This is a genomic window from Ruania halotolerans (assembly GCF_021049285.1).
In the GTDB taxonomy this organism is placed as follows: domain Bacteria; phylum Actinomycetota; class Actinomycetes; order Actinomycetales; family Beutenbergiaceae; genus Ruania; species Ruania halotolerans.
Genome location: NZ_CP088017.1, coordinates 1,465,568 through 1,488,897, shown reverse-complemented (window position 1 = coordinate 1,488,897; position 23,330 = coordinate 1,465,568). Strand labels below are relative to the sequence as shown.

Sequence of the window (23,330 nt, the reverse complement as noted above, 5' to 3'; positions counted from 1 at the left end):
AGGTATCGGCTCGATCGGGCTGATCGATCAGTCCAAGCGACGCATCCACCCGTACGGGTCCGGGGTGCGGCCGTACTGCAGATCGGTGAGGTGCCCATACAGCCATTGGGTGAGCGCTCCGGCGTTCCCATCGGCCACGGTGAGGTCGAACTCGGCCCCTTTGAGGTGGCCCACCGGGGTCACCACCGCCGCCGTCCCGCAGGCGAAGATCTCCGTGATCCGACCCGAGGCCACCTGCTCGGTGATCTCCGCCAACGTGATTTGCCGCTCGTGCACGTCGCGGCCATCGTCGCGGAGGAGTTGCAGGATGGAGCTGCGGGTCACCCCTTCAAGGATGGTGCCGGTGAGTTCTGGCGTGTGCACGGCGCCGTCGTCGGTGATGAGGAAGACGTTCATCCCACCGAGTTCTTCGAGGTAGGTGTTCGTCGCGGCATCGAGGAAGCACACCTGAGCACACCCGTGCGCGGCCGCCTGCTGCTGCGGGAGCAGGCTGGCAGCGTAGTTTCCACCGCATTTGGCTGCCCCGGTTCCGCCCGGGCCGGCCCGGTGATAGTCCTCAGCCACCCAGATGGAGACCGGTTGGAACCCCGAGGTGAAGTACGGGCCGGACGGGGAGGCGATGAGCAGGTAGTCCACCTGCTTGGCCGGACGGACCCCGAGGAACGGCTCGGAGGCGAACATGAACGGGCGTAGATACAGCGAGGACCCCGGGGAGTCCGGCACCCACTCCAGATCGGTGCGCACGAGAGCCTCGATGGAGCCCAGGAAGTGCTCGGCAGGCAGCTCGGGCAGTGCGAGACGGTGCGCGCTGGTGGCGAATCGATGGGCGTTCGCCTCGGGGCGGAACGCCCAGACAGACCCGTCCGCGTGCCGATACGCCTTCAGCCCTTCGAAGATCTCCTGCGCGTAGTGCAGCACCGCTGCCGCCGGATCCAGGCTGATCGGCCCGTAGGCCTCGATCCGCTGGTCGTGCCACCCGGCATCAGGCGTCCAGACGGCGTGGGCCATGTGGTCGGAGAAGGTGGTGCCGAACGCCAGGTGTTCGAGCGCGGCAGTGCGCTCGGCCAGGCTGCGTGGGTGCGAGGAGGGTCGCACCGCGAACGCCGACGCATCGGCGTGGATCTGCTCAGTCATGGGAATTGCCCCTCTTACCGTGGTTGCGAGTATGACGGTACCTCCCGGACCCGCTTCATGGGGTCCGAGTGGGAGCGAGGCGCAGGGGGCAGGTGCCCGGGCGCTCGCTCAGCCGGCTACTCGTGCGGCGAGGGCGTCGCCGATCTGGGCAGTGCTGCGGACGCTGCCGTCGCGCGCAGCGAGATCGGCTTCCACGGCTGCCTCGATGCGCCGGGCCTGTTCGGCGAGGCCCAGGTGGTCGAGCAACAGCGCGACCGAGAGGATCGCTGCGGTCGGGTCGGCCTTCTGCTGGCCCGCGATGTCTGGCGCGGATCCGTGCACCGGCTCGAACATCGAGGGGAACGTGCGGTCCGGGTTCACATTGCCGGAAGCGGCGAGCCCGATACCGCCGGTGATCGCAGCGGCGAGGTCGGTGATGATGTCGCCGAACAGGTTGTCGGTGACGATCACGTCGAACCGAGCCGGGTCCGTGGTCATGAAGATGGTGGCCGCGTCCACGTGCAGGTAGTCCACGGTGACGTCCGCAAACTCGGGTGCGACGGCGTCGACGGTGCGGCGCCACAGGTGCCCGGCGTGTACGAGCACGTTGTGCTTGTGCACGAGGGTGAGCTTCTTGCGGGGGCGAGCCTGGGCGCGTGCGAAGGCGTCCCGAACCACGCGCTCCACACCGTGGGCGGTGTTCACGCTGACCTCGGTGGCGATCTCATGCGGGGTGCCCACACGCAGGGCGCCGCCATTGCCCACGTAGGGGCCCTCCGTGCCTTCGCGCACAACGACGAAGTCCACCGCACCGGGATTGGCCAGCGGGCCCGGCACACCCGGGAAGAGTCGCGAAGGGCGCAGGTTCACGTAGTGGTCCAGGGCGAAGCGAAGCTTCAGCAGCAGGCCCCGCTCGAGCACGCCAGAGGGCACAGTCGGGTCACCGACGGCGCCGAGCAGAATCGCATCGTGGGAGCTGATCGCGGCGAGATCGTCATCGGTGAGGGTCTCACCCGTGGCGTGCCACCGTGCGGCCCCCAACTCGAAGTCGGTGCGCTCGATGGTCACGTCGGTGCCAGCCAATGCTGCGTCGAGCACCTTGAGACCTTCGGCGGTCACCTCGGGGCCGATTCCGTCACCACCGACGACTGCGAGCTTGATCGTGCGTGCCATGCCGTGCAGCGTAGCTGCGATCCCACCTGGCGGACAATTCGTCTCGGATAGCGAGCAGCCACGCTCACGTGCGCATCAGCTGTGCTGCGGGACGCCCGTGGTGACCTTCTGCACGGGCGGGAACACCAACACGATCCGCTCGAGCACCACCTCACTCGCCTCATCCGCTGCCAGGACCGTGCGGTAACGCCGCTGCCACTCGTGCACGCTCTCCTCCCCCTCACCGTGGGCATGCCGCTCATCCACCTCGGCGAACCGGCACACCCGTACCTCCACGGTGCGGATCAGTGCGACCGGATGGTCGCGGCCGTCCAGCACGATGGCGAGGTCACCCTCTTGGGGGAGGTCGCCCTCGGAGGGAAATTCCGAACGGAGCGTACTGACGGCGGTCCGCCGCCCCTCGAGTACCGCCTCGGCCATGTCCTGAGCCAGGTGAGGTTCCGGGGCGAAAGCGAACGCCGGCGGTGGCAACGTGCTCACCCGGTGCTGGCCCACGAACGGCTCGAGCCAGGCCACCCGCCCACGCACTCGCGCCTGCTTCCAGAACGCAGCGACTTCGTCCGAATCCATGGCCACATCCTCGCACTCCGGGCCCTCACTGGTGCACGCTGTACCCAACGACCCCGGAGGAACAATGACCCAGCAGTCTGACCAGCAGCCGCACCAGGCAGGGGGCGAGGACCGCACCATCGCGATCCTCGCGCACCTCTCCCCCATCATCGCCATGATCGTCAGCGCAGGATTCGTCTCCATTGCGGGTCCATTGCTCGTCTGGCTGATCTGGCGCGGGCGGGGACCGCTGGTTCGCAATGCCGCCGCGAGTTCGTTCAACTTCCACCTCACCGTCTGGGTGGCGATGGTGATCGGATGGATCCTGTTCTTCACATTCGTGCTGCTGCCGGTCGGGCTCGTGCTGATCGTCGTGCCAGGACTCCTGCAACTCATCTTCTCGATCATCGGAGCGGTACGCGCCAGTCGCGGGGAGGTCTACCGCTACCCATTCCAGATTCGCATCCTGAACTGACTCAGACGGCGCCCGCGAGGCGTAGCGCCAGCAGGAGCAGGAAGGCGATCCAGGAGATGATCGCGGTCCAGTACAGTGCCGTCGCGCGGACGACGGTGGTCGCCACAGCAGGAGGGACGAACCAACGAGCTCGGTCCAGGCCCTCGATCCGCTCGGTGAGGTAGTCCGGGATCGTCACCACCCGCCACAACGAGCGCAACCGCCGGAAGAACCGCAAGCCGCCTTTCTCCGCGAGGCGCTTGAGACGCTCGAGCACCTCATCGCGCATCTCCAGCAGGTCCACCAGGCGGACGAACTCCTCGGTGAGCGCCTCCGGATCGGCCACCGCGCTGACGTATCGATGGATGCGGATCCACCACAGCACCACCACGGCGACGCCTGCCGCGGCAAGCACCAGGAGCAGGATGCGATCCCAGCCGTCGCCGGTCGCGGCAAGGACGGCCGTGCCGAGCAATGGCAGCACGGGGACCAGTCCGACGGCGTAGGCCGGGAACCGCAGGATGCGCACCGCACGCCGCAGCATCGGCGCGAGAGTGCTCACCGATGCTCGGGTGCCGCGGGAGACAAAGGTCTCCCGGCTATCCGGGCCGGGCTTCGCCGTCGGCTCGGGAATGAGCTCAGCGGGCGGATCTCCAGCATCGGTCATGGCGCTGATGGTAGCCGCAGGACCGCCGTCACCTTGCCCTGACATGACGACGGTGACTTCAGTGTGGTGAATCGTTGCGATTCACGTCACTGAAGTCACCGTGGTCAGGAGGTGGAGCGGAGGTCAGCGTCCGGCACTTCCCTCGATGCCTACTTTCGGGAAGCACCTCCCGCTTCCTCCGGCATCCGCTCCTACGTCGCGAGTACCTCCGTCAGCGTCCGGCACTTCCCTCGACATAGTCGGAGTCAGTCTCCTTCATCCACGAGAACATCTTGCGCAGTTCGCGCCCAGTCGCCTCGATCGGGTGCTGCTCACCCTTGGCGCGCAGTGCCTTGAACTCCGGCGCCCCAGCGTCCTGGTCAGCGATGAACCGCTCGGCGAATGCACCGGACTGGATGTCCGCGAGCACCGCCTTCATGTTCTCCTTGACGTTGGGGTCAATCACCCGGGGGCCGGAGACATAGTCACCGTACTCGGCCGTGTCGGAGATGGACCAGCGCTGCTTGGCCAGCCCACCCTCAACCATCAGGTCCACGATCAGCTTGAGCTCGTGCAGCACCTCGAAGTACGCGACCTCCGGCTGGTAGCCGGCCTCGGTGAGGGTTTCGAAGCCGTACTGCACCAGCTGCGAGGCGCCGCCGCACAGGACGGACTGCTCACCGAACAGGTCGGTCTCAGTCTCCTCGGTGAAGGTGGTCTTGATCCCGCCGGCACGCAGTCCGCCGATGCCCTTGGCGTAGGAGAGCGCGAGAGGCCACGCCGAACCGGTGGCGTCCTGTTCCACGGCCACGATCACCGGCACGCCACGGCCGTCGGCGTACTCGCGGCGCACCAAGTGCCCGGGGCCCTTCGGGGCCACCATGATCACGTCCACCGAGTCCTTCGGCTTGATGTAGCCGAACCGGATGTTGAAGCCGTGGCCAAACACCAGAGTGGCGCCGTCAGCAAGGTTCGGGGCGATCTCGTCGGTGTAGACGTGCCGCTGCACCTGGTCCGGTGCCAGCACCACGACAACATCGGCCTCCTTGACGGCCTCCGCGACCGTGAGCACACGCAGGCCCTCGTCCTCGGCCTTCTGGCGCGAGGCGGAACCCTCGCGCAGACCGACCCGCACGTCCACACCCGAATCCCGCAGGTTCAGCGAGTGGGCGTGCCCCTGGCTGCCGTAGCCGACGACGGCGACCTTCTTGGCGGCGATCAGGGACAGGTCGGCGTCGTCGTCGTAGAACAGCTCAGCCACAGTGATTTCTCCTTCTAGGGTTCGTACTCAGGGATGGGTGATGCGCTCACGCAGTGCGGTTGATGCGCTCCAGTGCGCGATCGGTCATGGACTTGGCTCCACGGCCGATCGCCACGGCGCCGGACTGGACAATCTCACGGATACCGTACGGCTCCAGCGAGGCGAGCAGCGCCTGCAGCTTCTCCTCGCCACCGGTGGCCTCGATGGTGACCGCCTCCGGTGTCACGTCCACCACATGCGCCCGGAACAATTCGACCACCTGCAGCACGGCAGTGCGGGAGGCGTCATCGGCCTTCACCTTCACCAGCAACAGCTCCCGCTGCACTGAAGCATGCGGAGCCAGCTCGACGATCTTGAGGACGTTCACGAGCTTGTTCAGCTGTTTGGTCACCTGCTCCAGCGGGTTCGACGCCACGTCGACCACCACGGTGATCCGGGAGATGTCCGGGTGTTCGGTGGGGCCCACTGCGAGCGAGTGGATGTTGAACGCGCGCCGGGCGAACAGGGCCGAGACTCGGGTGAGCACACCGGGCTTGTTCTCCACGAGCACGGAGAGTGTGTGTCGGGACATGGTCAACTCACTGTTCCTCACTCGTCCCGCTCGAAAGCGGGACTGATGCCACGGGCGTACTGAATGTCGTCGTTGCTGACGCCGGCAGCGACCATCGGCCACACCATCGCGTCACGGCTGACCACGAAGTCGACCACCACGGGCCGGTCGTTGATCGCCTCAGCCTGGCGGATCGTCTCGTCCACGTCGGTGACCTTGTCGCAGCGCAACCCGACGCAGCCGTAGGCCTCGGCGAGCTTGACGAAGTCCGGGATCCGCACCGTCTCGTGACCGGTGTTCAGGTCCGTGTTCGAGTAGCGCGAGTCGTAGAACAGCGTCTGCCACTGACGAACCATGCCCAGCGAGGAGTTGTTGATGATGGCAACCTTGATCGGGATGCCCTCGATGGCACAGGTGGCCAGCTCCTGGTTGGTCATCTGGAAGCAGCCGTCACCGTCGATCGCCCACACGGTGTCATCCGGCCGCGCGACCTTGGCGCCCATCGCGGCCGGCACCGAGTAACCCATCGTGCCCAGACCACCAGAGTTCAGCCAATTCCGCGGCTTCTGGTAGCGAATGAACTGCGCAGCCCACATCTGGTGCTGACCCACACCCGCGACGTAGATCGAGTCGGGTCCAGAGATCTCGCCGATCCGGGAGATCACGTGCTGCGGCGCGAGCAGCCCGTCCTCGGTGGGCGTCCAGCCCAGGGAGTAGGTCTCGCGCAGGTGATCCAGCGTGGACCACCAGCCCTCCAGGTCCGGCTTGCCATGGTGAGCTTGCTCCCGCTCCAACTCGGCAATCAAGTCCGCGAGCACGTCCTTGAGATCGCCGACGATGGGCACATCGGCGAAGCGGTTCTTGGAGATCTCCGCCGGGTCGATATCGGCGTGCACCACGGTCGCGCCGGGGGCGAAACTGTCCAGCCGGCCGGTCACCCGGTCGTCGAACCGGGTGCCGAGTGCCACGACGAGATCGGCCTTCTGCAGGGCAGCCACAGCGGCCACCGTGCCGTGCATCCCAGGCATACCCAAGTGCTGTGGGTGGGAGTCGGGCAGCGCGCCGCGCGCCATCAAAGTGGTCACGACGGGAGCACCGGAGAGGTTCGTCAGGTTGAGCAGATCCTCGGAAGCCTTCGCCCGGATCGCCCCACCACCCACATACAGCACGGGACGGCGCGCGGTGGCGAGCAGCCGGGCGGCCTCCTTGATCTGCTTGATGTGTGGCTTGGTGATCGGCCGGTATCCGGGGATGTCCAGGTGCGCCGGCGGCCAGGTGAAGGTGGTCTGGGCCTGCATCGCGCTCTTGGCGATGTCCACCAACACGGGACCAGGGCGACCGGTGCTGGCGATGTGGAACGCCTCGGCAATCCGAGCCGGGATCTCCGCCGGATCGGTGATGAGGAAGGAGTGCTTCGTGATCGGCATGGTGATGCCGACGATGTCCGCCTCCTGAAAGGCGTCCGTGCCGATGAGCGGCTCGGCGACCTGACCAGTGATCGCGACCATCGGCACCGAGTCCATGTGGGCATCCGCCAGCGGGGTCACCAGGTTCGTGGCGCCGGGGCCGGAGGTGGCCATACACACGCCCACCTTGCCGGTGGAGGCTGCATAGCCCGCAGCAGCGTGCCCGGCACCCTGCTCGTGCCGCACCAGAATGTGTCGCACCGAGGAGTCGAACAGCGGGTCGTAGACCGGGAGCACGGCCCCGCCCGGAATGCCGAAGACCGTCTCTACCCCGACGGCCTCGAGCGAGCGGACGATCGATGCGGCACCGGTCATGGGCTCACCCGTGACCGCGCCAGCGTCGGCCGGGGCAAGTGCCGGCTTCGGCGGCTGCGGTCGCGGCGGCGTGGGATGTGGCACGTTGGCCATCGCTCCTCCTGCGATCTGCGGGGTTAGAAATCTGGTGTGGACATACAAAAACCCCTCGGCCCGGGTGGGCGATCGAGGGGTGCGCGCTCAGCGTGGGATCGTCGACAGTCAGACGGCCGCGGGAGCGCGCCCGGTAAGTACGACGACGATCGTCTGCGTGAACATAAATCGATGGTAGCCCCACCCGTCCCCTTGAGTCACATCACATCGCCCTTCGTCTCACATATTGATCAATGAGATCACTGGGTGGACACGCTCACCCCTCGCGTCCGAACGAGGTGCACACGCACGCCTCGTTGCCCTCCAGGTCGGCGAGCACCCAGAACGACGGTGCCCGGTCGTCGGAGAGCAGCACGCCTCCCGCCGCCACAGCTGCCGCCACCCTCGCCTCGGCTACGTCCTGCGGGACACACACGTCCACGTGGATGCGGTTGCGCTGGGGTCGCGGAGCGTCCATCTGCTGAAACCAGACGTCGGGGTGGCGCCCGTCCGGATGGCGCAGGGCATCCGGCTCGTCAGGATCGCCGCCGTAGCCCAGCGCTGCATCGTCATAGCCGAGCACGGCACGCCAGAACGGGGCCACAGCGGCGTGGTCGAGTGCGTCGATGGCGATCTCCAGCGCACTGCATCGCGTCGGGTCCGCGGCGATTCCCTCAGCACGGGCGAGCTCGCTGATGCGCCGTGCCAGCGTGATGTCCCGTTCGGTCAGACCGTCGACGTCGTGGGAGGTGGTCTCGATCAGCACGTTCGGGTAGCGCAACGTGACGTCCGGGTGGTGGTTGAGTTCGTCGGCGATCTGCGCGATCCGTCCGACCAGGCGCGACCCGACGGCGAAGGATCCCGTCGCATAACTGGTGTGCAGGGAGGTCTTGATGACCCGCCAGTCCTCAAGACCGTCGTGTGCTGCCACCTGCTCTGCACTCAGTGTCGTCATATCCTCATCGTGCTCCTGAGCACCGGCATGGGCAAGAGGTGGCGCGTGCGTGCGCCGATCTCAGTCCGGCGGTGTGCGGGGCGGGCGCGGGTCGCGCTCACTCATCTCCGCGAACACGTCGAGTTGATCGGCCCAGACGGCGGCCATCGGTCGGTCCTGGTCGTTCTCCGCGGTCCATCCGCCGTGCCGGAAGTGCAGGTCCGAGCCCCCCTCGTCGCGGTCGACGAACTCCGCCGTGATGAGACTGGGCACACCTGAGGCGTGCGCGTAGGTGTGCTGCAGCCGGCGACCGGGCTGGTAGTCGAGGACCTCGCCCCAGTCGTCCTCGCGTCCGCCGGTGTAGCGGGCCAGAACCCGCCCGCCGACCCGTGGCTGGAGCACCAGCCGCTCGAAGCGTTCCGGGTCCTCAGACCAGGCCGGTGGCCACCAGAGCCCGGCCACGTACACCGAGAAGGCGTGCGCGGCGTCAGCGGCCAGTGGCACCGTCACCTCGATATCACTCATGCTGCCATCGTGCGTGCGACGGGCACGTCCGGCAACCGCGGGGAACTCAAGGCGCCACCCTCATGCACCTGCCCAGGTCGACGGAGTGCGACGTCATCACCACAATCTTTCGATCGGATCTACCCCAGCACCGCTCCCGTCGACGCGGTGCCGACGAGCTTGGCGTACTTGGCGAGCACACCGCGGATGAACCCGTGCGGCACCTCGGCCACACCCTCAGACCGTCGCCGCTCCAACTCGTCCTCCTCGACCAGCAGGTCGAGTGTCTTGTTCGCCACGTCCAGGCGGATCGGGTCACCGTCGCGCACGAAGGCGACCGGGCCGCCGTCGACGGCTTCGGGCGCCACGTGCCCCACGCACAGACCAGTCGTGCCGCCGGAGAAGCGGCCGTCGGTGAGCAGGAGCACCGACTTACCGAGTCCCGCCCCCTTGATGGCGCCGGTGATGGCGAGCATCTCGCGCATGCCTGGACCACCTTTGGGGCCCTCGTGGCGGATCACCACGACATCGCCGTCGGTGATCGTGCCATCCTCCAGGGCAGCCAATGCGGCCTGCTCCCGCTCGAACACGCGGGCGGTCCCCTGGAAGACCGACTCGTCGAAGCCGGCTGATTTGACCACCGCTCCCTCCGGGGCGAGGGATCCGTGCAAGATGGTGATGCCCCCGGTGGGGTGGATCGGATTGTCCAACGCCCGCAGGATCTTCCCGTCCGGGTCGGGGGGCGCGATGTCCGCGAGGTTCTCGGCAACAGTCTTCCCGGTCACGGTCAGGCAGTCGCCGTGCAACAGCCCGGCGTCCAGCAGCGCCTTCATGATCACCGGCACGCCGCCGATGCGGTCCACGTCATTCATCACGTACCGGCCGAACGGCTTCAGATCGCCCAGGTGCGGCACCTTCGAGGCCACGCGGTCGAAGTCCTCGAGGGTCAGCTCCACCTCCGCTTCGTTCGCGATGGCGAGCAGGTGCAGCACGGCGTTGGTCGAGCCGCCGAACGCCATCACCACGGCGATGGCGTTCTCGAACGCCTCCTTGGTCATGATGTCGCGCGCAGTGATCCCCCGGCGCAGCATCTCCACGACTGCCTCGCCGGAGCGGTGGGCGAAATTGTCCCGGCGCCGGTCAGCCGAGGGCGGTGCCGCCGATCCAGGCAGCGACATTCCCATCGCCTCGGCCACTGAGGCCATCGTGTTCGCGGTGTACATCCCCCCGCAGGCGCCCTCGCCGGGGCAGATCGCACGCTCGATGCGGTCGACGTCCTCGACGGACATCCGCCCGCGCTGACACGCCCCGACCGCCTCGAAGGCATCGATCAGCGTCACATCCTTCTCGGTGCCGTCGGAGAGCTTGACCCAGCCGGGCATGATCGAACCGGCGTAGAGGAAGACGCTCGCCAGATCGAGCCGGGCGGCCGCCATCAACATGCCGGGCAAGGATTTGTCACACCCGGCGAGCAGCACGGAGCCATCGAGACGCTCGGCCATCATCACCGTCTCCACGCTGTCGGCGATCACCTCGCGGGAAACCAGCGAGAAGTGCATCCCCTCGTGCCCCATCGAGATCCCGTCGGAGACGGAGATCGTGCCGAACTGCAGCGGGTATCCGCCACCGGCGTGCACCCCCTCCTTCGCACCCTGGGCGAGCCGGTCCAAGGAGAGGTTGCAGGGGGTGATCTCGTTCCACGAACTGGCGATGCCGATCTGTGGTTTGACCCAGTCCTCATCCCCCATCCCCACGGCTCGCAGCATCCCTCGGGAGGCGGTGGCGGAGAGGCCGTCGGTGACAACGCGGCTGCGGGGCTTGATGTCCGGGGCACCTGGGGTGTCAGGGGTATCGCTCATTCCCTCACTATAGGAACGCCCGAGTGCACATGCCGACACCAGCCCACCCCGCGCCGTCATGAATGAGGAGTGGGCAGACTCAGACTCGGCGGATCAGCGACAGGTCCCGCACCGCACCCCGGTCGGCCGAGGTGGCCATCGCGGCGTAGGCGCGCAGCGCCGGCGAGACGTAGCGGTCCCGGTCTACGGGCTGCCACGGGTGCTCGGAGGCCTCCATCTTGGCGCGACGGTCGGCGAGCACCTGGTCGGGCACGTTCAGCCGGATCGAGCGGGAGTCGACGTCGATCTCGATCTCGTCACCGTCTTCGACCAACCCGATCAGCCCACCGGCTGCGGCCTCCGGGGAGATGTGCCCCACCGAGATCCCGCTGGACCCGCCACTGAACCGGCCGTCAGTGATCAGCGCGCACACCTTGCCCAGGCCCCGGCCCTTGATGAAGGAGGTGGGGTAGAGCATCTCCTGCATTCCCGGTCCGCCGGCCGGTCCTTCGTAGCGCACCACCACGACGTGACCGGGCTGAACCTGCTTGGTGAGGATCTTCTCCACCGCGTCATCCTGGGACTCACACACGAGCGCCTTCCCGACGAAGTGGAAGACATCCGGATCCACGCCGGCCGTCTTGAACACGGCACCGTCCTCGGCGAGGTTGCCGCGCAGGACCGCGAGACCGCCCTCCACCGTGTAGGCGTGCGCCAGGTCGCGGATGCACCCCCCGGCGGCGTCGGTGTCCAGCGACTCCCACCGGTTCGAGGTGGAGAACGCCTGCGTGGTGCGCACTCCGCCCGGTGCGGCATGAAAGAGCTCGATCGCCTCGTCGGTGGCAGAGCCGCCTCGGACGTCCCAGTCGGCGAGCCACTGCGTCAAGGTGGGCGTATGCACGCTGGTCACGTCACGCTCGAGCAGCCCGGCCCGGTCCAGCTCACCCAGCAGTGCGGGGATGCCGCCGGCCCGGTGCACATCCTCCATGTGATAGTTCGGGTGGTTCGGCGCTACCTTCGACAGGCACGGCACGTTCCTGCTGATCTCTTCGATGTCGCTCAGGCCGAACTCCACCTCGCCCTCCTGGGCGGCGGCGAGGATGTGCAGCACGGTGTTGGTGGACCCGCCCATCGCCACGTCGAGCGCCATCGCATTGCCGAACGCGGCCTTGGTGGCGATGTTGCGGGGGGCGGCCGAGTCGTCCTCGTCGTCGTAGTACCGCTTCGCCAGCTCGACGACGGTCCGCCCCGCCTCGAGGAACAGCTCCTTGCGCGCGGCGTGGGTGGCCAGGACCGAGCCGTTGCCCGGCAGAGAGAGCCCGAGTGCCTCGGTGAGGCAGTTCATCGAGTTGGCGGTGAACATGCCCGAGCAGGATCCGCAGGTCGGGCAGGCGTTCTCCTCAACCTGGGCCAGTGCCTCGTCGGAGACGTTGTCATCAGCGGAATAGTTGATCGCGTTGATGAGGTTCAAGTTCGTCTTCGCCACGCCGTCGGCCACGATCGCCTTACCGGCCTCCATCGGACCGCCGGAGACGAAGACGACCGGGATGTTCAGGCGCAGCGCCGCGTTGAGCATCCCGGGGGTGATCTTGTCGCAGTTGGAGATGCACACCAGGGCGTCCGCGCAGTGCGCGTTGACCATGTACTCCACTGAGTCGGCGATCAGATCGCGACTGGGCAGGGAGTAGAGCATGCCGCCGTGGCCCATCGCGATGCCGTCATCGACGGCGATCGTGTTGAACTCCTTCGCCACTCCCCCAGCCTCCTGCACGGCGGAAGCGACCAGATCGCCCATGTCCTTGAGATGCACGTGCCCGGGCACGAACTGGGTGTAGGAGTTCGCGATCGCGACGATCGGTTTACCGAAATCCTCCGAACCCATTCCGGTGGCGCGCCAGAGGGCGCGGGCTCCGGCCATATTGCGGCCATGGGTGGATGTGCGTGAACGCAACGGACGACTCATCGATTCGCTCCTTCGAGGCGCTGAGAGCGCGCCGATCGTCACGATACGACTGCACCCGGTGCGAATGAGAAACGTGTCCGTACCCTGGTCTCATGGACCCCGCCGACGTGCTTGAGATCGCGACGACGCACGGCCTCGCGCGGCTGCATCACCACCCGGCACCGGATCCGTGGGCGACCCTCGTGCTGGGTCACGGCGCCGGCGGTGGAACCCGTGCCCCCGACCTGCAGGCGGCGACGGCCACGGCCGTCGGTGCGGGTGTGAGCGTGGTGCTCACCGAACAGCCGTACCGGGTGGCTGGGCGGCGGGCGCCTGCGCCCGCGAACCAGTTGGACACCGCGTGGCGGGAGGTGCTCGCGGCCCTGCGGGACGGATGGTTGGCAGGGCTGCCGCTGCTCACGGGCGGGCGCTCCTCCGGTGCGCGGGTGGCATGTCGGACCGCCGACGACGTCGGAGCCTGCGGGGTGCTGTGTCTCGCCTTCCCGGTGCATCCACCGGGCAAAGGTGACGATCCGTCGAAGTCACGCCTTCCGGAGTTGGCTGGAGTCACGGCGGCGACACTTGTCGTCCAAGGTGAGCGGGACCCGTTCGGGATGCCGCCCGATGCACCAGGGCGCACCGTGGTGCAGTTGCGTGGCGACCACTCACTGAAAGGCGATATGCCCGGGCTACGGGCCGCCGTCGGGGACTGGCTGAACCTACGCAGAGAGGCGATCAGGCTCGACGCACCGTGATGTTGCCGCTGACCGACCGGAGCCGGAGCGCCACGGCGTCCGCGTCACTGTCCGGCGCGCCCGTGGGTTCAAGCTCGCTGCGGACCTTGCCGGAGACGGTGGAGCAGTCGAGCATCGCGGCGGAGCCGTGGGCAACTCCGACGGAGATATCGCCAGAGGCATTCTTGGCGGTGACCTCACCGCGGGCCACGTGGCGCACCACATGGTTGCCAGATCCACTCTTCAAGGTGGCCGACACACCCAGGGTGCGGATGATCACATCACCCGATCCGGTGGAGGCCTCGATGGTGCGCACCGACTCGGCGGTGACCGTGCCCGATCCGGTGCGCAGCTGCGCGTCATCGGCCTCAGTGACCGCGATCCGGCCGGAACCGGTGGTCACGCGCACACTGACGGCGGACTCGATGGTGACGGCACCTGAACCGCAGGTGGCATCCACACTCGTGCCGTGAGCGATCCGGACACTGCCAGACCCTGTCCGGGTGCCGATCACGGCGAGCTCCCCGGTGGTGCGGATGTTGCCGGAGCCGGTCTCCAGTTCGGCGTCGGAGCCGAGCGGGACCACCACGGACACAGTCATCTTCGATCCACCGAAGGAGAACAGGCCGGTACGGGCCGGCGGCGCTTCGACCTCGAGGCGGTCCCCGACGAACTCCACCCGGATGCGGGCGGCGAGATCGGGATTCCCACTAAAGGTGACCGATGCCGTATCGGTGTCGGCGGCCGTGACGGTGACGTCACTGGACCGCATCCGCACGAGGAGTCTGACGGGCCCATCGACGGCGAAGCTGTGGTCGGAGGTCATGCTCAGATCCCTTCGGGCCGGCGCGAGCGCCGTTGCGGGTCGTAGGAGGTGAAGTCACCGTCGGTGACGTCGCCGCCACGGCGGGCGATGTGCCGGTGCGGTCGCTCTAGGGGCCCGCCCATGCGGCGGGCAGCGATGGCGTCAAAGACGTTGTCGACGTGGTCGAACATGGAGGGCTCCGTTCAGCGGACCCAGCCGGTCATGCGCCGGCCGGAGGTGGAGGGACGGGTCTCGGTGGGGCTCGGTCCGGCCAGCGTCTGTTGCACAGCGCGGACCAGCCAGGCGTTGACGCTGACGCCGTCGCTGGCGGCTGCGTCGTCGATACGGGACTTGAGCGTTTCAGTCACGCGGAGCGTGATCCGGGTCTGGGAACCGTCGTCCTCAGGCAGCGGCGGCGCGGGTGGCTCAGGCGGGGTGGGTGGTGTGAGGATCTCAGCGACCTCGGCCGCCTGCTGCTCCACCACCAGCTCAGGAGAGCCACCACGCAGACGAACCTCCACCACGGCACCCTCCAACCGGAGCGTCACCTCGGACGCGACATCGGAGGCGAGTTCCATGAGGGTCAGGCGCAACGCCGGCTCGAGGGTCTGGGCGAGCCGTTCAGCCGCTTCCTGCACCTCGGGCGAGGAGGTGCCGGTGGCATTCGCGAGCGCCTGCTGCAGCGAGGAGAGGTAGCCGTTCAGTTCCATGACACCATGGTGGCGTCATAATGACGTCATTGTCAAGAAGGATGACGCAGAATGATGTCACTGTGCCATCACTGTGCCATCACTGTGCCGGCGCAGTGCGGTCGCAGTGCGGTCGCAGTGCGGTCGCAGCGCTGTCCTATTGCTGTCATCGGGGCGGTCCCCATGCGGTCAGCCGCGGGCCACCGTGAGTTCGATCTCCTGAGCACGGGGCCCCGACAGGACCACCGACTCCGGTGCGTCCCAGTCAGCCGCGCGGGTCTGGGCCAGGTCCTGAACCGCGACCTGCTCGGTCAGTGCCGTGACGCCGGGCCACTCGTCCATCTCGGTCAGGTCAAAGCCGAGGGGCACCGCGTACAGCGCAAGATCTGCTCCCTCTCCCGAACCTCGCACCTCCGCGACCAGGCCGCGTCGGTCGAACGGTTCAGCGTCAGCGCAGGAGGTGCCGGCGATCTGCGCTTCCGTGGCAAAGACGGTCAGGCACAGAAGATCCCCACTCCGAGACGCAAACACGGTCGCGCTGCCCGCGGAGCCGATCTCCCGCACGGTCTCGGGATCGACATCCGGTCCTTCGACGGTCTCCCCGTCGATCTGGGGCAACTCGGCCGCTGTGCCGGTGGAGAAGTCCCACACCCCGTCCCACCCAGGACTCGGGTCGGTACATCCAGCGAGCCCGACGGCGATCCCTCCGATCGCCACCAGCGGCACCACCGTACGCAGCCGTCGATTGATTCTGTGTCCCTGTGTTGTTCCCCTCATCACTCCACCGTAAAGAACACGAGCCCGTCCTGCTTACGTTCGGCGGTTCCAGGCTCGGACGGCGCGCTCTGCTGCCTGGTCGACGAGTTCGGCCGCGTTCGCCAGGCACCGGTGCACATCCGGTTCCAGATCCGTCAGCGCGTGGACGGCACCGATCCCATACTCCCGAATAGTCGCCTCGTCCACGGCACACCGTCCCACCACCGCGAGAACGGGAACGCCTGCGGCACCGGCTGCCGCTGCCACGCCCACCGGGGCTTTGCCTGCCAAGGACTGCGCGTCCATGCTCCCCTCCCCGGTGATCACCAGGTCGGAGCCGCGCACCTGCTCGGCGAAGCGGACCAGTCGCAGGACCTCCTCAATGCCGGACCGTCGCTGCGCACCGAGCAACGCGAGGCCCGCGTACCCGAGACCGCCGGCGGCCCCTGCGCCAGAGGCCCTGGCGAGCTCAGCCGCCCGAGGGACTCCCGCTTCGGCGAGCGCGTCCACCCAGCGGCTCAAGCCCGCCTCCAGGTCGGCCACCGCTGCCTCGTCCGCGCCCTTCTGTGGACCGAACACGGCGGCCGCTCCGGCTGGGCCGAGCAGCGGTGAGGTCACATCGGCGGCGAGCACGAATGTGGTGGCCGCGATCCGCGGGTCCAGCCCGGTCACATCCACCTCGGCCAGGTCGATCAGGGCGGCGCCGCCCGAGTGCACGGGCCTGCCCTCGGCGTCAGTGAGACCAAGTCCCAGCGCCCTCACCAGGCCTGCTCCGCCGTCCGAGGTCGCACTGCCGCCCAGACCGAGGAGCACATCGGTGGCCCCGGCGTCCAGGGCGTGCCGGATCAGCTCACCGACCCCCTCGGTGCCGGCGGTCCGGGCACTGCGAATGTCGGGTCCGACCTGATCAAGCCCTGCCGCAGCAGCCATCTCGATCACGGCATGGCCCGCGCGGCGGGCGTAGGTGGCAGCGACCGGCACGCCGAGGGCGCCGGTCACGTCCACCTGGATCGGCGTGTAGCCCGCGGCGACAGCAGCGGCCACGGTGCCCTCACCACCGTCAGCAACCGGAACGTCAACGCAGACGGCATCCGGCACCGCACGGCGCACCCCCCGAGCGAGACACTCGGCCACCTGTGCGGCAGTCAAAGACCCCTTGAACGAGTCGGGAGCGAGAACGACCTTCACGGAGGTCAGGCCCAGCTGTCCCGGGCTGCCGGGTATTCGTCGTCGAGCATGCCCATCTCGATGGCGTCGGCGAATCGCTCGCCGTCCCCATCGCCGATCACCTCGCGGCGCCGGCCCTCCACGACGAACCCGAGGCTCTGATAGAGCGCGGCGGCGCGAGGGTTGATGCTCAGCACTTCCAGGCCTACCCGGTGCAGACCGAGTCCGCCCTCATCGGGGCGGCCGAACGCGAAGCGGAGCACGAGCATGATCGCCTCGCGCCCGTATCCGCGCCCACGATGCCCGGGGAGAGTCAGCACCCGGATCTCGGCCCGGGATGCCACCAGATCCACGGCCTTGAGGCTGATCCGGCCGAGAATCGTCTCACCGTCAGTCGTCGTGGCCCAGTCGAATCTTCCCTCTACCTGCGCCACCTCGGCAGCCCATTGAGCGACTGCCTCCTGGGTGTATTCCTTGGTGAAGCCGGCCATCCGCCGGCTCTCGGGGTCGTTGAGGCCCTCCCACAACGCCGTGGCATCATCGGCTCGGATCGGGCGGAGCGTGACCATCTCACCGGCGAGTACCGGTGGTGTCCAGCTGACGGTCATCTCGGCTCCTCCTGCCCCACTCAGGAGAGACGCTCCTGCACCAGTTCCCGCACCCGGCCCGCGTCCGCCTGCCCACGGGTAGCCTTCATCACGGCCCCGATGATCACACCCATCGGGCCCATATTGCCCTCCTTGATTTTCTGGGCGATATCGGGCTGTGCGGCAAGGGTGGCATCAATGACCTCCAGCAGCGGGCCGTCATCGGAGACGACTTCCAGCCCGCGCGCGGTGACGACCTCCTCCGGGGACCCTTCTCCGGCGAGCACCCCCTCGAGGACCTGCCGGGCGAGCTTGTCGTTCACCCGACCGGAGTCCACCAGGGCCTGCAGTTGCGCGACCTGCTCTGGGCTCACGCTGAGTTCCGCCAGTTCCACCCCGCTCGTCTTGGCGGTCCGGGCCAGCTCACCCATCCACCACTTCCGCGCGGCGGGAGCCGGAGCGCCGGCGGACACGGTCGCCTCGATCAGGTCGAGCGCACCGGCGTTGACGGCGTCACGCATCTCCTCCTCGGAGTAACCCCACTCCGCACGCAGCCTCCGACGGCGCAGGGCCGGCAGCTCGGGCAGGCTCGCCCTGATCTCCTCCACCCATTCCCGCGGCGGTGCCAGCGGCACCAGATCCGGCTCCGGGAAGTACCGGTAATCGTCCGCATCCGACTTGATCCGCCCCGAGGACGTACTGCCGGTGTCCTCGTGGAAGTGACGCGTCTCCTGCAGAACGGAACCTCCGCCGTCGAGGACGGCCGCCTGGCGGGAGACCTCGTACCGCACCGCCCGCTCGATCGAGCGGAAGGAGTTCACATTCTTGGTCTCGGTGCGGGTGCCGAGCGGGGCGTCCGGTGTGGCGCGCAAGGAGAGGTTGACGTCGGCGCGGACGTTGCCGCGCTCCATTTTCGCCTCGGATACACCCAGGGTGCGGAAGATGTCCCGTAGCGCCGAGACATAGGCCCGGGCGACCTCGGGGGCGCGAGCGCCGACGCCGGTGATGGGTTTGGTGACGATCTCCACCAGCGGGATCCCGGCACGGTTGTAATCCACGAGGGAGTGGTCGGCCCCGTGAATCCGCCCGGAGCCACCCACGTGGGTGTTCTTGCCGGCGTCCTCCTCCATATGGGCGCGCTCGATCTCCACGCGGACGATCTCGCCATCCTCGAGCTCGACGTCCAGGTATCCCTCGTAGGCGATCGGCTCGTCGTACTGCGAGGTCTGGAAGTTCTTCGGCACGTCCGGGTAGAAGTAGTTCTTCCGGGCGAACCGGCAGTTCTCGGCAATCTGGCAGTTCAGGGCCAGGCCGATGCGGATGGCGTACTCCACCGCCGTGCCGTTCACCACTGGCAGTGCACCCGGCAGGCCGAGCGAGACCGGGGTGACGGCACTGTTCGGCTGGGCCCCGAAGTGGGCCGGCGCGGCGTCGAACATCTTCGTGGCCGTGCCGAGCTCCACGTGCACCTCGATGCCGAGCACGGGATCGAACCGGGCGATCGCATCGTCGTAGTCGACCAGTGCAGTCATCGGGTCACCTCTGCTGTTGTGGCGGGCTGGGCCGTCAGCTCCGGGGCGTGAGCGAGCACGGGTGCGCCGTCGGCGGCGAGCAGGCGTGCCTCCAGGGCGGCGCCCACCCGGTACAGCCGCTCGTCGGCACGGGCCGGGGCGAGGATCTGGAAGCCGACCGGCAGACCGTCGTCGGAGAGCCCGCTGGGCAGGGAGATGCCGGGGATCCCGGCGAGGTTCGCCGGGATGGTGGCGACGTCGTTGAGGTACATCGCCATCGGATCGTCCACCTTCTCCCCGAACCGGAACGCCGTCGTGGGTGCGGTCGGCGAGACGAGCACATCGGCAGCCTCGAAGGCGGCCGCGAAGTCCCGTTGGATGAGGGTGCGCACCTTCTGCGCGGAACCGTAGTAGGCGTCGTAGTACCCGGCCGAGAGGGCATAGGTGCCGAGAATGATGCGGCGCTTGACCTCCGGGCCGAACCCGGCGCCACGCGTGGCGGCCATCACGCGCTCGGCGGTGACCGGACCTTCGGCCGGTTCCACCCGCAGACCGAAGCGCATCCCGTCGAACTTGGCGAGGTTGCTGGACGCCTCCGAGGGCAGGATCAGGTAGTAGGCGGCCAACGCTGCCGAAAAGCTCGGGCAGGAGACCTCCACCACCTCGGCGCCGGCGGCGCGCAACTGCTCCAGGGAGGCCTCGAAGCTAGCGCGCACTCCCGGCTGGTACCCCTCGCCACCGAGTTCACGCACCACACCCACGCGCAGGCCGGTGAGGTCACCTGCACTGCCCTCGCGGGCCGCGGCGGTGTAGGACGGCGCCTTGCCCGGCAATGAGGTGGAGTCGCGCGGGTCGTGCCCGCCGATCACGTCGTGCAGCAGGGCGGAGTCCAGCACGGTGCGCGAGCAGGGCCCGGCCTGGTCGAGGCTCGATGCCAGCGCGATCAACCCATACCGGGAGACCGATCCGTAGGTGGGCTTGATGCCGACGGTGCCGGTGACCGCGGCCGGCTGGCGGATGGAGCCACCGGTGTCGGTGCCGATCGCGAGCGGCGCCTCGTAAGCGGCCACCGCGGCGGCAGAGCCACCGCCGGAGCCGCCGGGGATGCGGTCCAGGTCCCACGGGTTCCGGGTGGGGCCATATGCGGAGTGCTCGGTGGAGGAGCCCATGGCGAACTCGTCCATGTTCGTCTTGCCGAGGATCGGCATGCCGGTGGCCCGTAGGCGTTCCACCAGCGTGGCGTCGTACGGCGGGATCCAGTTCTCCAGGATCTTCGAGCCGGCCGTGGTCGCCTGGTTCTTGGTCACCACGACGTCCTTGACGGCGATCGGCACGCCGGCCAGGTACGGCAGGTCCTCGCCCGCGGCGCGTCGGGCGTCCACGTCGGCGGCGGCGGCGAGGGCTTCGTCGGCGTTCACGTGCAGGAAGGCGTGCACGTCGCCGTCCACGGCGGCGATCCGGTCCAGGTGCGCCTGGGTGGCCTCCACGCTGGAGACCTCACCGGCGCGGAGCCGGTCGGCGAGACTCGCGGCACTCAGGCGGGTCAGGTCGCTCACGCCAGCCCCGCTCACTGCTCGTCTCCCAGAATCTGCGGCACTGCGAACTGACCGTCCTCGGCATCCGGCGCCTGCGCGAGAATGTCCTCGATCGGCAGGGTCTGGCCCACCACATCGTCTCGGAGCACATTGGTCAGCGGAATCGGGTGGCTCGTTGCGGGCACGTCGTCGCCGGCGATCTCAGAGACCTCCGCGACGGCCTGGACGATCACGTCGAGGTCGCCCGCGAGGCGGTCGGTCTCCTCGGGTGTGAGGTCGATCCGGGCCAGCGCGGCCAGGCGCGCGACCTCGTCTGCATTGATGGTGGACATGGCGGCGAGTCTACCGACGCTGAGTGCACTGCTGACCGAGCTGGAACAGGATCAACCCATCGGCGCGAGTCCGACTCTGGCCACCTGGATCAGGTCGACCGCATCGATCACGACGCCCTCAGGTACGTCGCGAACAGCCGGGTCGACCCAGATGCCAGCCCCTGCATGCCACGGCAGGAACTCCAGCACCAGGCCATGCTCGCGGATCTGCTGCCGCTGCGCAGTCACGTCGATATCCCAGACACGACCGTGCCAGAAGTGATCACTCACCACATCGGCCCCGACCACGGCCCGGGCGATATCTCCAGTCCAGGCCACCTGCACGAGCACCCGGTCGGCACCCTCGAAGAGTCCGTCCGGTACGTCGACGCGGACCCGGGCTGCGGCTGAGAAGTCCGTCGGTGCGCTGAGCCGGTTCATCGAGCCGCCACGCCTCAACTCCGGCACCGACCAGCCAGCAGGTGTGAGGTCACTGAGCAGACGGTGCCGGCCGGCCACCTGCGGCTCGATTCGCCACCTGCGCCAGAGGCCGAGGTGGTCACCCGTGCCAGACACGGAGGCCTCCACTGAGGAGAGGGCGCCCGGTGCCGGGAGAAACGAGAGTGTGACGGCGGAATCGGTGTGCAGGACCAGTTCTCGGTCGCGGGTGTAGATCGGTGCATCGGAGAGCACCAAACGGTCTCGCCCGCCCAGCTCCAACCGGTAGAGCCGGTCGGCGGTCGACTCGTCGAGAACCAGGATGCGCACCCCGGGCAGCTCGATCACGGCCTCAGGACCGGGGGTATCGACGGTCACGATCGTGCCGCCGGCCGCTGTGCCACCGATGCTGGTCACACCCGTCCCAGCGACTGACACATCACCGTCGAACGCAAGCTCGACCGGGATACCGCCGCTGGCGCTGACCACCACGATCTCGCCATCGTCGTCGCTGATCCGGGTGACCAGCTGGGCGGTCGCGCTCCGGAGGGTCAGGCTCTCAGTGAGCGGATAGCGCAGCGGCCAGGCCATGCTGACCCCCGCCGGGATGTCGATGGGGCGGGTCGGTGCCGTGATGGTGGCGTCGTCGAAGTCGATGGTGAGCTGCACGCCTGCCTGCGCCGCCAGCGGGCGCCTGGCCGGCTGGTAGGTGGACAGGAAGAGATAGCCGCGCTCGCCATCGGCCCGCACCGCCCAGCGCAGTTCACCCGGATCCTCGCTGCCACCTCCGACGACGGCCTGCATCGTGGCGATGGCGGGGCCGTCGGCCTGGAGCCAGAGGTGCTGGCGCCGGAGTTGGTGGTAGTGCTCCCGAACCTGACCATGCTCGCCGATCGGGGCGTGGAAGTCGTAGGTGCGCGTCGGCACGTCATTCGGGTAGCCGGTGGCGTGCGACTCCTGCTCAGTGCCGTTCGGTCCCCTTCGCTGCGTTCCGCCGGCGTACATGTAGTAGCCCTGCCAGGTCGATCCGCTGCCGATCTTTGCGAGCGCGAGCGCGGCCACATCATCAGGCCGCACGAGTGGTCGCCGGTGGTATGCCACGTGCATTCCACCACCGAGCTCGCAGGTGGCGAACGGAAGTGCGGCATCGTCCCTGAGTGGAACAGCGCCTGGCTCGAGGACGATCCCGTCGAGCGTCTCGCGCAGATCCTTGCCCACACTCAGGTCGTCACGCACCTGGCTGTAGCGGAAATGAGACGCCGCAAACTCCGGCCACTCGGTGGCCGAGTCCTCCCAGAATCCGTCCGCATACGCGCTGTAGACCGGGAGCAGCGTCTGCGGGACCTGCGCACCGCCCCAGCCCGTTGCGGTCCATATCGGGACGTGCAAGCCGAGCTCTTCGGCGATCGTGCGCAGCGTCGCGAGATGGTGCGGTTGGTCGTACAGCTCGTTCTCGATCTGGACGGCCACGACGGGGCCGCGATCACCGTGGGTCAGTCCGGCAAGCTGGGCGATGGTCTCGCTGTAGAGCGTGCGCACCAGGTCGAGATAGGCCGGGTCGTTGGTCCGCATCGGAAGGCCGAGGGCCACGAGCCAGTCCGGGAAGCCGCCGTAGCGAGCCTCCCCGTGCGACCAGGGGCCCATCCGGACGAGGACATCGAGCTCGTGAGTTGCGGCCAGCTGGATGAAGGCGCGCAGGTCACGATCGCCGTCCCAGCAGAATTCTCCTGGCTGTGGTTCGTGCACCTGCCACATCACGTAGGTGGCGACAGTGTCGAGCCCCCCGGCACGAGCCTTGCCCAGCACTTCCGACCACCGTTCCCGCGGCAACCGGTGGTAATGGATCTCCCCCGTGATGGGCAGCCACGGCCGACCGGCTCGCTCGAGCCATCGACTGGTCACCTCGATCCGGTCCGGCGCCCCCGCAGGGTCGCCGAACGGCAGCTCGCCGCGCCGCGGTTCAGGCCCGGCAGCAGCGTG

23 protein-coding genes are annotated in these 23,330 nt (G+C 68.1%); 2 read left to right on the top strand and 21 right to left on the bottom strand.

Annotation, left to right across the window (positions count from 1 at the left end):
* Positions 1 to 27 precede the first annotated feature (27 nt).
* The 3 genes from LQF10_RS06495 to LQF10_RS06485 form a co-directional block, all read right to left on the bottom strand.
* Positions 28 to 1,134, bottom strand: a complete 1,107-nt coding sequence (locus tag LQF10_RS06495) for a branched-chain amino acid aminotransferase (RefSeq protein WP_231066667.1) — start codon at positions 1,132 to 1,134, stop codon at positions 28 to 30.
* A 108-nt stretch (positions 1,135 to 1,242) separates the two neighbouring features.
* Entirely contained in the window at positions 1,243 to 2,286 is a 1,044-nt protein-coding gene (locus LQF10_RS06490) for a 3-isopropylmalate dehydrogenase (RefSeq protein ID WP_231066666.1), read from the bottom strand.
* A 75-nt stretch (positions 2,287 to 2,361) separates the two neighbouring features.
* Positions 2,362 to 2,856: an ASCH domain-containing protein gene (locus LQF10_RS06485; RefSeq protein ID WP_231066665.1), complete on the bottom strand. Its 495-nt coding sequence runs from the start codon at positions 2,854 to 2,856 to the stop codon at positions 2,362 to 2,364.
* Between the two features lie 64 nt (positions 2,857 to 2,920).
* Here LQF10_RS06485 and LQF10_RS06480 point away from each other — a divergent pair, with 64 nt between their 5' ends.
* On the top strand, positions 2,921 to 3,310 hold the full coding sequence (locus tag LQF10_RS06480; RefSeq protein ID WP_231066664.1) for a DUF4870 domain-containing protein: 390 nt from the start codon (positions 2,921 to 2,923) through the stop codon (positions 3,308 to 3,310).
* A 1-nt stretch (position 3,311) separates the two neighbouring features.
* Here the strand turns inward: LQF10_RS06480 and LQF10_RS06475 are convergent, their stop codons facing one another.
* The 8 genes from LQF10_RS06475 to ilvD (LQF10_RS06440) form a co-directional block, all read right to left on the bottom strand.
* Positions 3,312 to 3,956, bottom strand: coding sequence for a hypothetical protein (locus tag LQF10_RS06475; protein ID WP_231066663.1), 645 nt, complete (start codon positions 3,954 to 3,956; stop codon positions 3,312 to 3,314).
* Positions 3,957 to 4,167: 211 nt separating this feature from the next.
* Positions 4,168 to 5,196: a ketol-acid reductoisomerase gene (gene ilvC / locus LQF10_RS06470; protein ID WP_231066662.1), complete on the bottom strand. Its 1,029-nt coding sequence runs from the start codon at positions 5,194 to 5,196 to the stop codon at positions 4,168 to 4,170.
* Positions 5,197 to 5,242: 46 nt separating this feature from the next.
* Positions 5,243 to 5,767 carry an acetolactate synthase small subunit gene (gene ilvN / locus LQF10_RS06465; RefSeq protein WP_231066661.1) on the bottom strand — a complete coding sequence of 175 codons (525 nt, stop codon included), beginning with the start codon at positions 5,765 to 5,767 and terminating at the stop codon, positions 5,243 to 5,245.
* 17 nt (positions 5,768 to 5,784) lie between these two features.
* On the bottom strand, positions 5,785 to 7,620 hold the full coding sequence (locus tag LQF10_RS06460; protein WP_231066660.1) for an acetolactate synthase large subunit: 1,836 nt from the start codon (positions 7,618 to 7,620) through the stop codon (positions 5,785 to 5,787).
* A gap of 256 nt (positions 7,621 to 7,876) precedes the next feature.
* Entirely contained in the window at positions 7,877 to 8,554 is a 678-nt protein-coding gene (locus tag LQF10_RS06455; protein WP_231066659.1) for a 4a-hydroxytetrahydrobiopterin dehydratase, read from the bottom strand.
* A gap of 60 nt (positions 8,555 to 8,614) precedes the next feature.
* Entirely contained in the window at positions 8,615 to 9,058 is a 444-nt protein-coding gene (locus LQF10_RS06450; RefSeq protein ID WP_231066658.1) for an SRPBCC domain-containing protein, read from the bottom strand.
* 119 nt (positions 9,059 to 9,177) lie between these two features.
* Positions 9,178 to 10,896, bottom strand: a complete 1,719-nt coding sequence (ilvD, locus tag LQF10_RS06445; RefSeq protein ID WP_231066657.1) for a dihydroxy-acid dehydratase — start codon at positions 10,894 to 10,896, stop codon at positions 9,178 to 9,180.
* Between the two features lie 79 nt (positions 10,897 to 10,975).
* A complete protein-coding gene (ilvD, locus tag LQF10_RS06440; RefSeq protein WP_231066656.1) occupies positions 10,976 to 12,838 on the bottom strand; it encodes a dihydroxy-acid dehydratase in 1,863 nt (620 codons plus the stop codon).
* A gap of 92 nt (positions 12,839 to 12,930) precedes the next feature.
* Between ilvD (LQF10_RS06440) and LQF10_RS06435 the strand changes: the two genes are divergently transcribed.
* Complete coding sequence (locus LQF10_RS06435) at positions 12,931 to 13,572, top strand: alpha/beta hydrolase family protein (RefSeq protein WP_231066655.1); 642 nt, start codon at positions 12,931 to 12,933, stop codon at positions 13,570 to 13,572.
* Here LQF10_RS06435 and LQF10_RS06430 read toward each other — a convergent pair.
* The 10 genes from LQF10_RS06430 to LQF10_RS06385 all read right to left on the bottom strand — a co-directional run bounded on the left by LQF10_RS06430 (position 13,553) and on the right by LQF10_RS06385 (position 23,252).
* Positions 13,553 to 14,377 (bottom strand): DUF4097 family beta strand repeat-containing protein, encoded by an 825-nt coding sequence (locus tag LQF10_RS06430; protein WP_231066654.1) that lies wholly within the window; start codon positions 14,375 to 14,377, stop codon positions 13,553 to 13,555. The two genes, LQF10_RS06435 and LQF10_RS06430, sit on opposite strands and share 20 nt — an antisense overlap.
* Before the next feature lie 2 nt (positions 14,378 to 14,379).
* Positions 14,380 to 14,547, bottom strand: coding sequence for a hypothetical protein (locus LQF10_RS06425; RefSeq protein ID WP_231066653.1), 168 nt, complete (start codon positions 14,545 to 14,547; stop codon positions 14,380 to 14,382).
* A 12-nt stretch (positions 14,548 to 14,559) separates the two neighbouring features.
* Positions 14,560 to 15,066: a toxin-antitoxin system HicB family antitoxin gene (locus tag LQF10_RS06420; RefSeq protein WP_231066652.1), complete on the bottom strand. Its 507-nt coding sequence runs from the start codon at positions 15,064 to 15,066 to the stop codon at positions 14,560 to 14,562.
* Positions 15,067 to 15,234: 168 nt separating this feature from the next.
* Positions 15,235 to 15,822, bottom strand: a complete 588-nt coding sequence (locus LQF10_RS06415) for a hypothetical protein (RefSeq protein ID WP_231066651.1) — start codon at positions 15,820 to 15,822, stop codon at positions 15,235 to 15,237.
* 33 nt (positions 15,823 to 15,855) lie between these two features.
* Positions 15,856 to 16,989: a glycerate kinase gene (locus LQF10_RS06410; RefSeq protein ID WP_231066650.1), complete on the bottom strand. Its 1,134-nt coding sequence runs from the start codon at positions 16,987 to 16,989 to the stop codon at positions 15,856 to 15,858.
* Between the two features lie 5 nt (positions 16,990 to 16,994).
* Entirely contained in the window at positions 16,995 to 17,576 is a 582-nt protein-coding gene (locus tag LQF10_RS06405) for a GNAT family N-acetyltransferase (protein WP_231066649.1), read from the bottom strand.
* Between the two features lie 20 nt (positions 17,577 to 17,596).
* Positions 17,597 to 19,087, bottom strand: coding sequence for an Asp-tRNA(Asn)/Glu-tRNA(Gln) amidotransferase subunit GatB (gene gatB, locus LQF10_RS06400; RefSeq protein WP_231066648.1), 1,491 nt, complete (start codon positions 19,085 to 19,087; stop codon positions 17,597 to 17,599).
* Complete coding sequence (gene gatA / locus LQF10_RS06395; RefSeq protein WP_231066647.1) at positions 19,084 to 20,622, bottom strand: Asp-tRNA(Asn)/Glu-tRNA(Gln) amidotransferase subunit GatA; 1,539 nt, start codon at positions 20,620 to 20,622, stop codon at positions 19,084 to 19,086. The genes gatB and gatA overlap by 4 nt, the downstream gene beginning before the upstream one ends.
* Before the next feature lie 11 nt (positions 20,623 to 20,633).
* Positions 20,634 to 20,933, bottom strand: coding sequence for an Asp-tRNA(Asn)/Glu-tRNA(Gln) amidotransferase subunit GatC (gene gatC, locus LQF10_RS06390; protein WP_231066646.1), 300 nt, complete (start codon positions 20,931 to 20,933; stop codon positions 20,634 to 20,636).
* A gap of 51 nt (positions 20,934 to 20,984) precedes the next feature.
* A complete protein-coding gene (locus LQF10_RS06385; RefSeq protein WP_435531445.1) occupies positions 20,985 to 23,252 on the bottom strand; it encodes a beta-galactosidase in 2,268 nt (755 codons plus the stop codon).
* Between the last annotated feature and the right edge of the window lie 78 nt (positions 23,253 to 23,330).

Excerpts from the sequence above, each read along its gene's own strand:
- LQF10_RS06495 (WP_231066667.1), bottom strand. The coding sequence starts at position 1,134 with ATGACTGAGCAGATCCACGCCGATGCGTCGGCGTTCGCGGTGCGACCC.
- LQF10_RS06490 (WP_231066666.1), bottom strand. The coding sequence starts at position 2,286 with ATGGCACGCACGATCAAGCTCGCAGTCGTCGGTGGTGACGGAATCGGC.
- LQF10_RS06485 (WP_231066665.1), bottom strand. The coding sequence starts at position 2,856 with ATGGATTCGGACGAAGTCGCTGCGTTCTGGAAGCAGGCGCGAGTGCGT.
- LQF10_RS06480 (WP_231066664.1), top strand. The coding sequence starts at position 2,921 with ATGACCCAGCAGTCTGACCAGCAGCCGCACCAGGCAGGGGGCGAGGAC.
- LQF10_RS06475 (WP_231066663.1), bottom strand. The coding sequence starts at position 3,956 with ATGACCGATGCTGGAGATCCGCCCGCTGAGCTCATTCCCGAGCCGACG.
- ilvN (WP_231066661.1), bottom strand. The coding sequence starts at position 5,767 with ATGTCCCGACACACACTCTCCGTGCTCGTGGAGAACAAGCCCGGTGTG.
- LQF10_RS06460 (WP_231066660.1), bottom strand. The coding sequence starts at position 7,620 with ATGGCCAACGTGCCACATCCCACGCCGCCGCGACCGCAGCCGCCGAAG.
- LQF10_RS06455 (WP_231066659.1), bottom strand. The coding sequence starts at position 8,554 with ATGACGACACTGAGTGCAGAGCAGGTGGCAGCACACGACGGTCTTGAG.
- LQF10_RS06450 (WP_231066658.1), bottom strand. The coding sequence starts at position 9,058 with ATGAGTGATATCGAGGTGACGGTGCCACTGGCCGCTGACGCCGCGCAC.
- ilvD (WP_231066657.1), bottom strand. The coding sequence starts at position 10,896 with ATGAGCGATACCCCTGACACCCCAGGTGCCCCGGACATCAAGCCCCGC.
- ilvD (WP_231066656.1), bottom strand. The coding sequence starts at position 12,838 with ATGAGTCGTCCGTTGCGTTCACGCACATCCACCCATGGCCGCAATATG.
- LQF10_RS06435 (WP_231066655.1), top strand. The coding sequence starts at position 12,931 with ATGGACCCCGCCGACGTGCTTGAGATCGCGACGACGCACGGCCTCGCG.
- LQF10_RS06430 (WP_231066654.1), bottom strand. The coding sequence starts at position 14,377 with ATGACCTCCGACCACAGCTTCGCCGTCGATGGGCCCGTCAGACTCCTC.
- LQF10_RS06425 (WP_231066653.1), bottom strand. The coding sequence starts at position 14,547 with ATGTTCGACCACGTCGACAACGTCTTTGACGCCATCGCTGCCCGCCGC.
- LQF10_RS06420 (WP_231066652.1), bottom strand. The coding sequence starts at position 15,066 with ATGGAACTGAACGGCTACCTCTCCTCGCTGCAGCAGGCGCTCGCGAAT.
- LQF10_RS06415 (WP_231066651.1), bottom strand. The coding sequence starts at position 15,822 with ATGAGGGGAACAACACAGGGACACAGAATCAATCGACGGCTGCGTACG.
- LQF10_RS06405 (WP_231066649.1), bottom strand. The coding sequence starts at position 17,576 with ATGACCGTCAGCTGGACACCACCGGTACTCGCCGGTGAGATGGTCACG.
- gatB (WP_231066648.1), bottom strand. The coding sequence starts at position 19,087 with ATGACTGCACTGGTCGACTACGACGATGCGATCGCCCGGTTCGATCCC.
- gatC (WP_231066646.1), bottom strand. The coding sequence starts at position 20,933 with ATGTCCACCATCAATGCAGACGAGGTCGCGCGCCTGGCCGCGCTGGCC.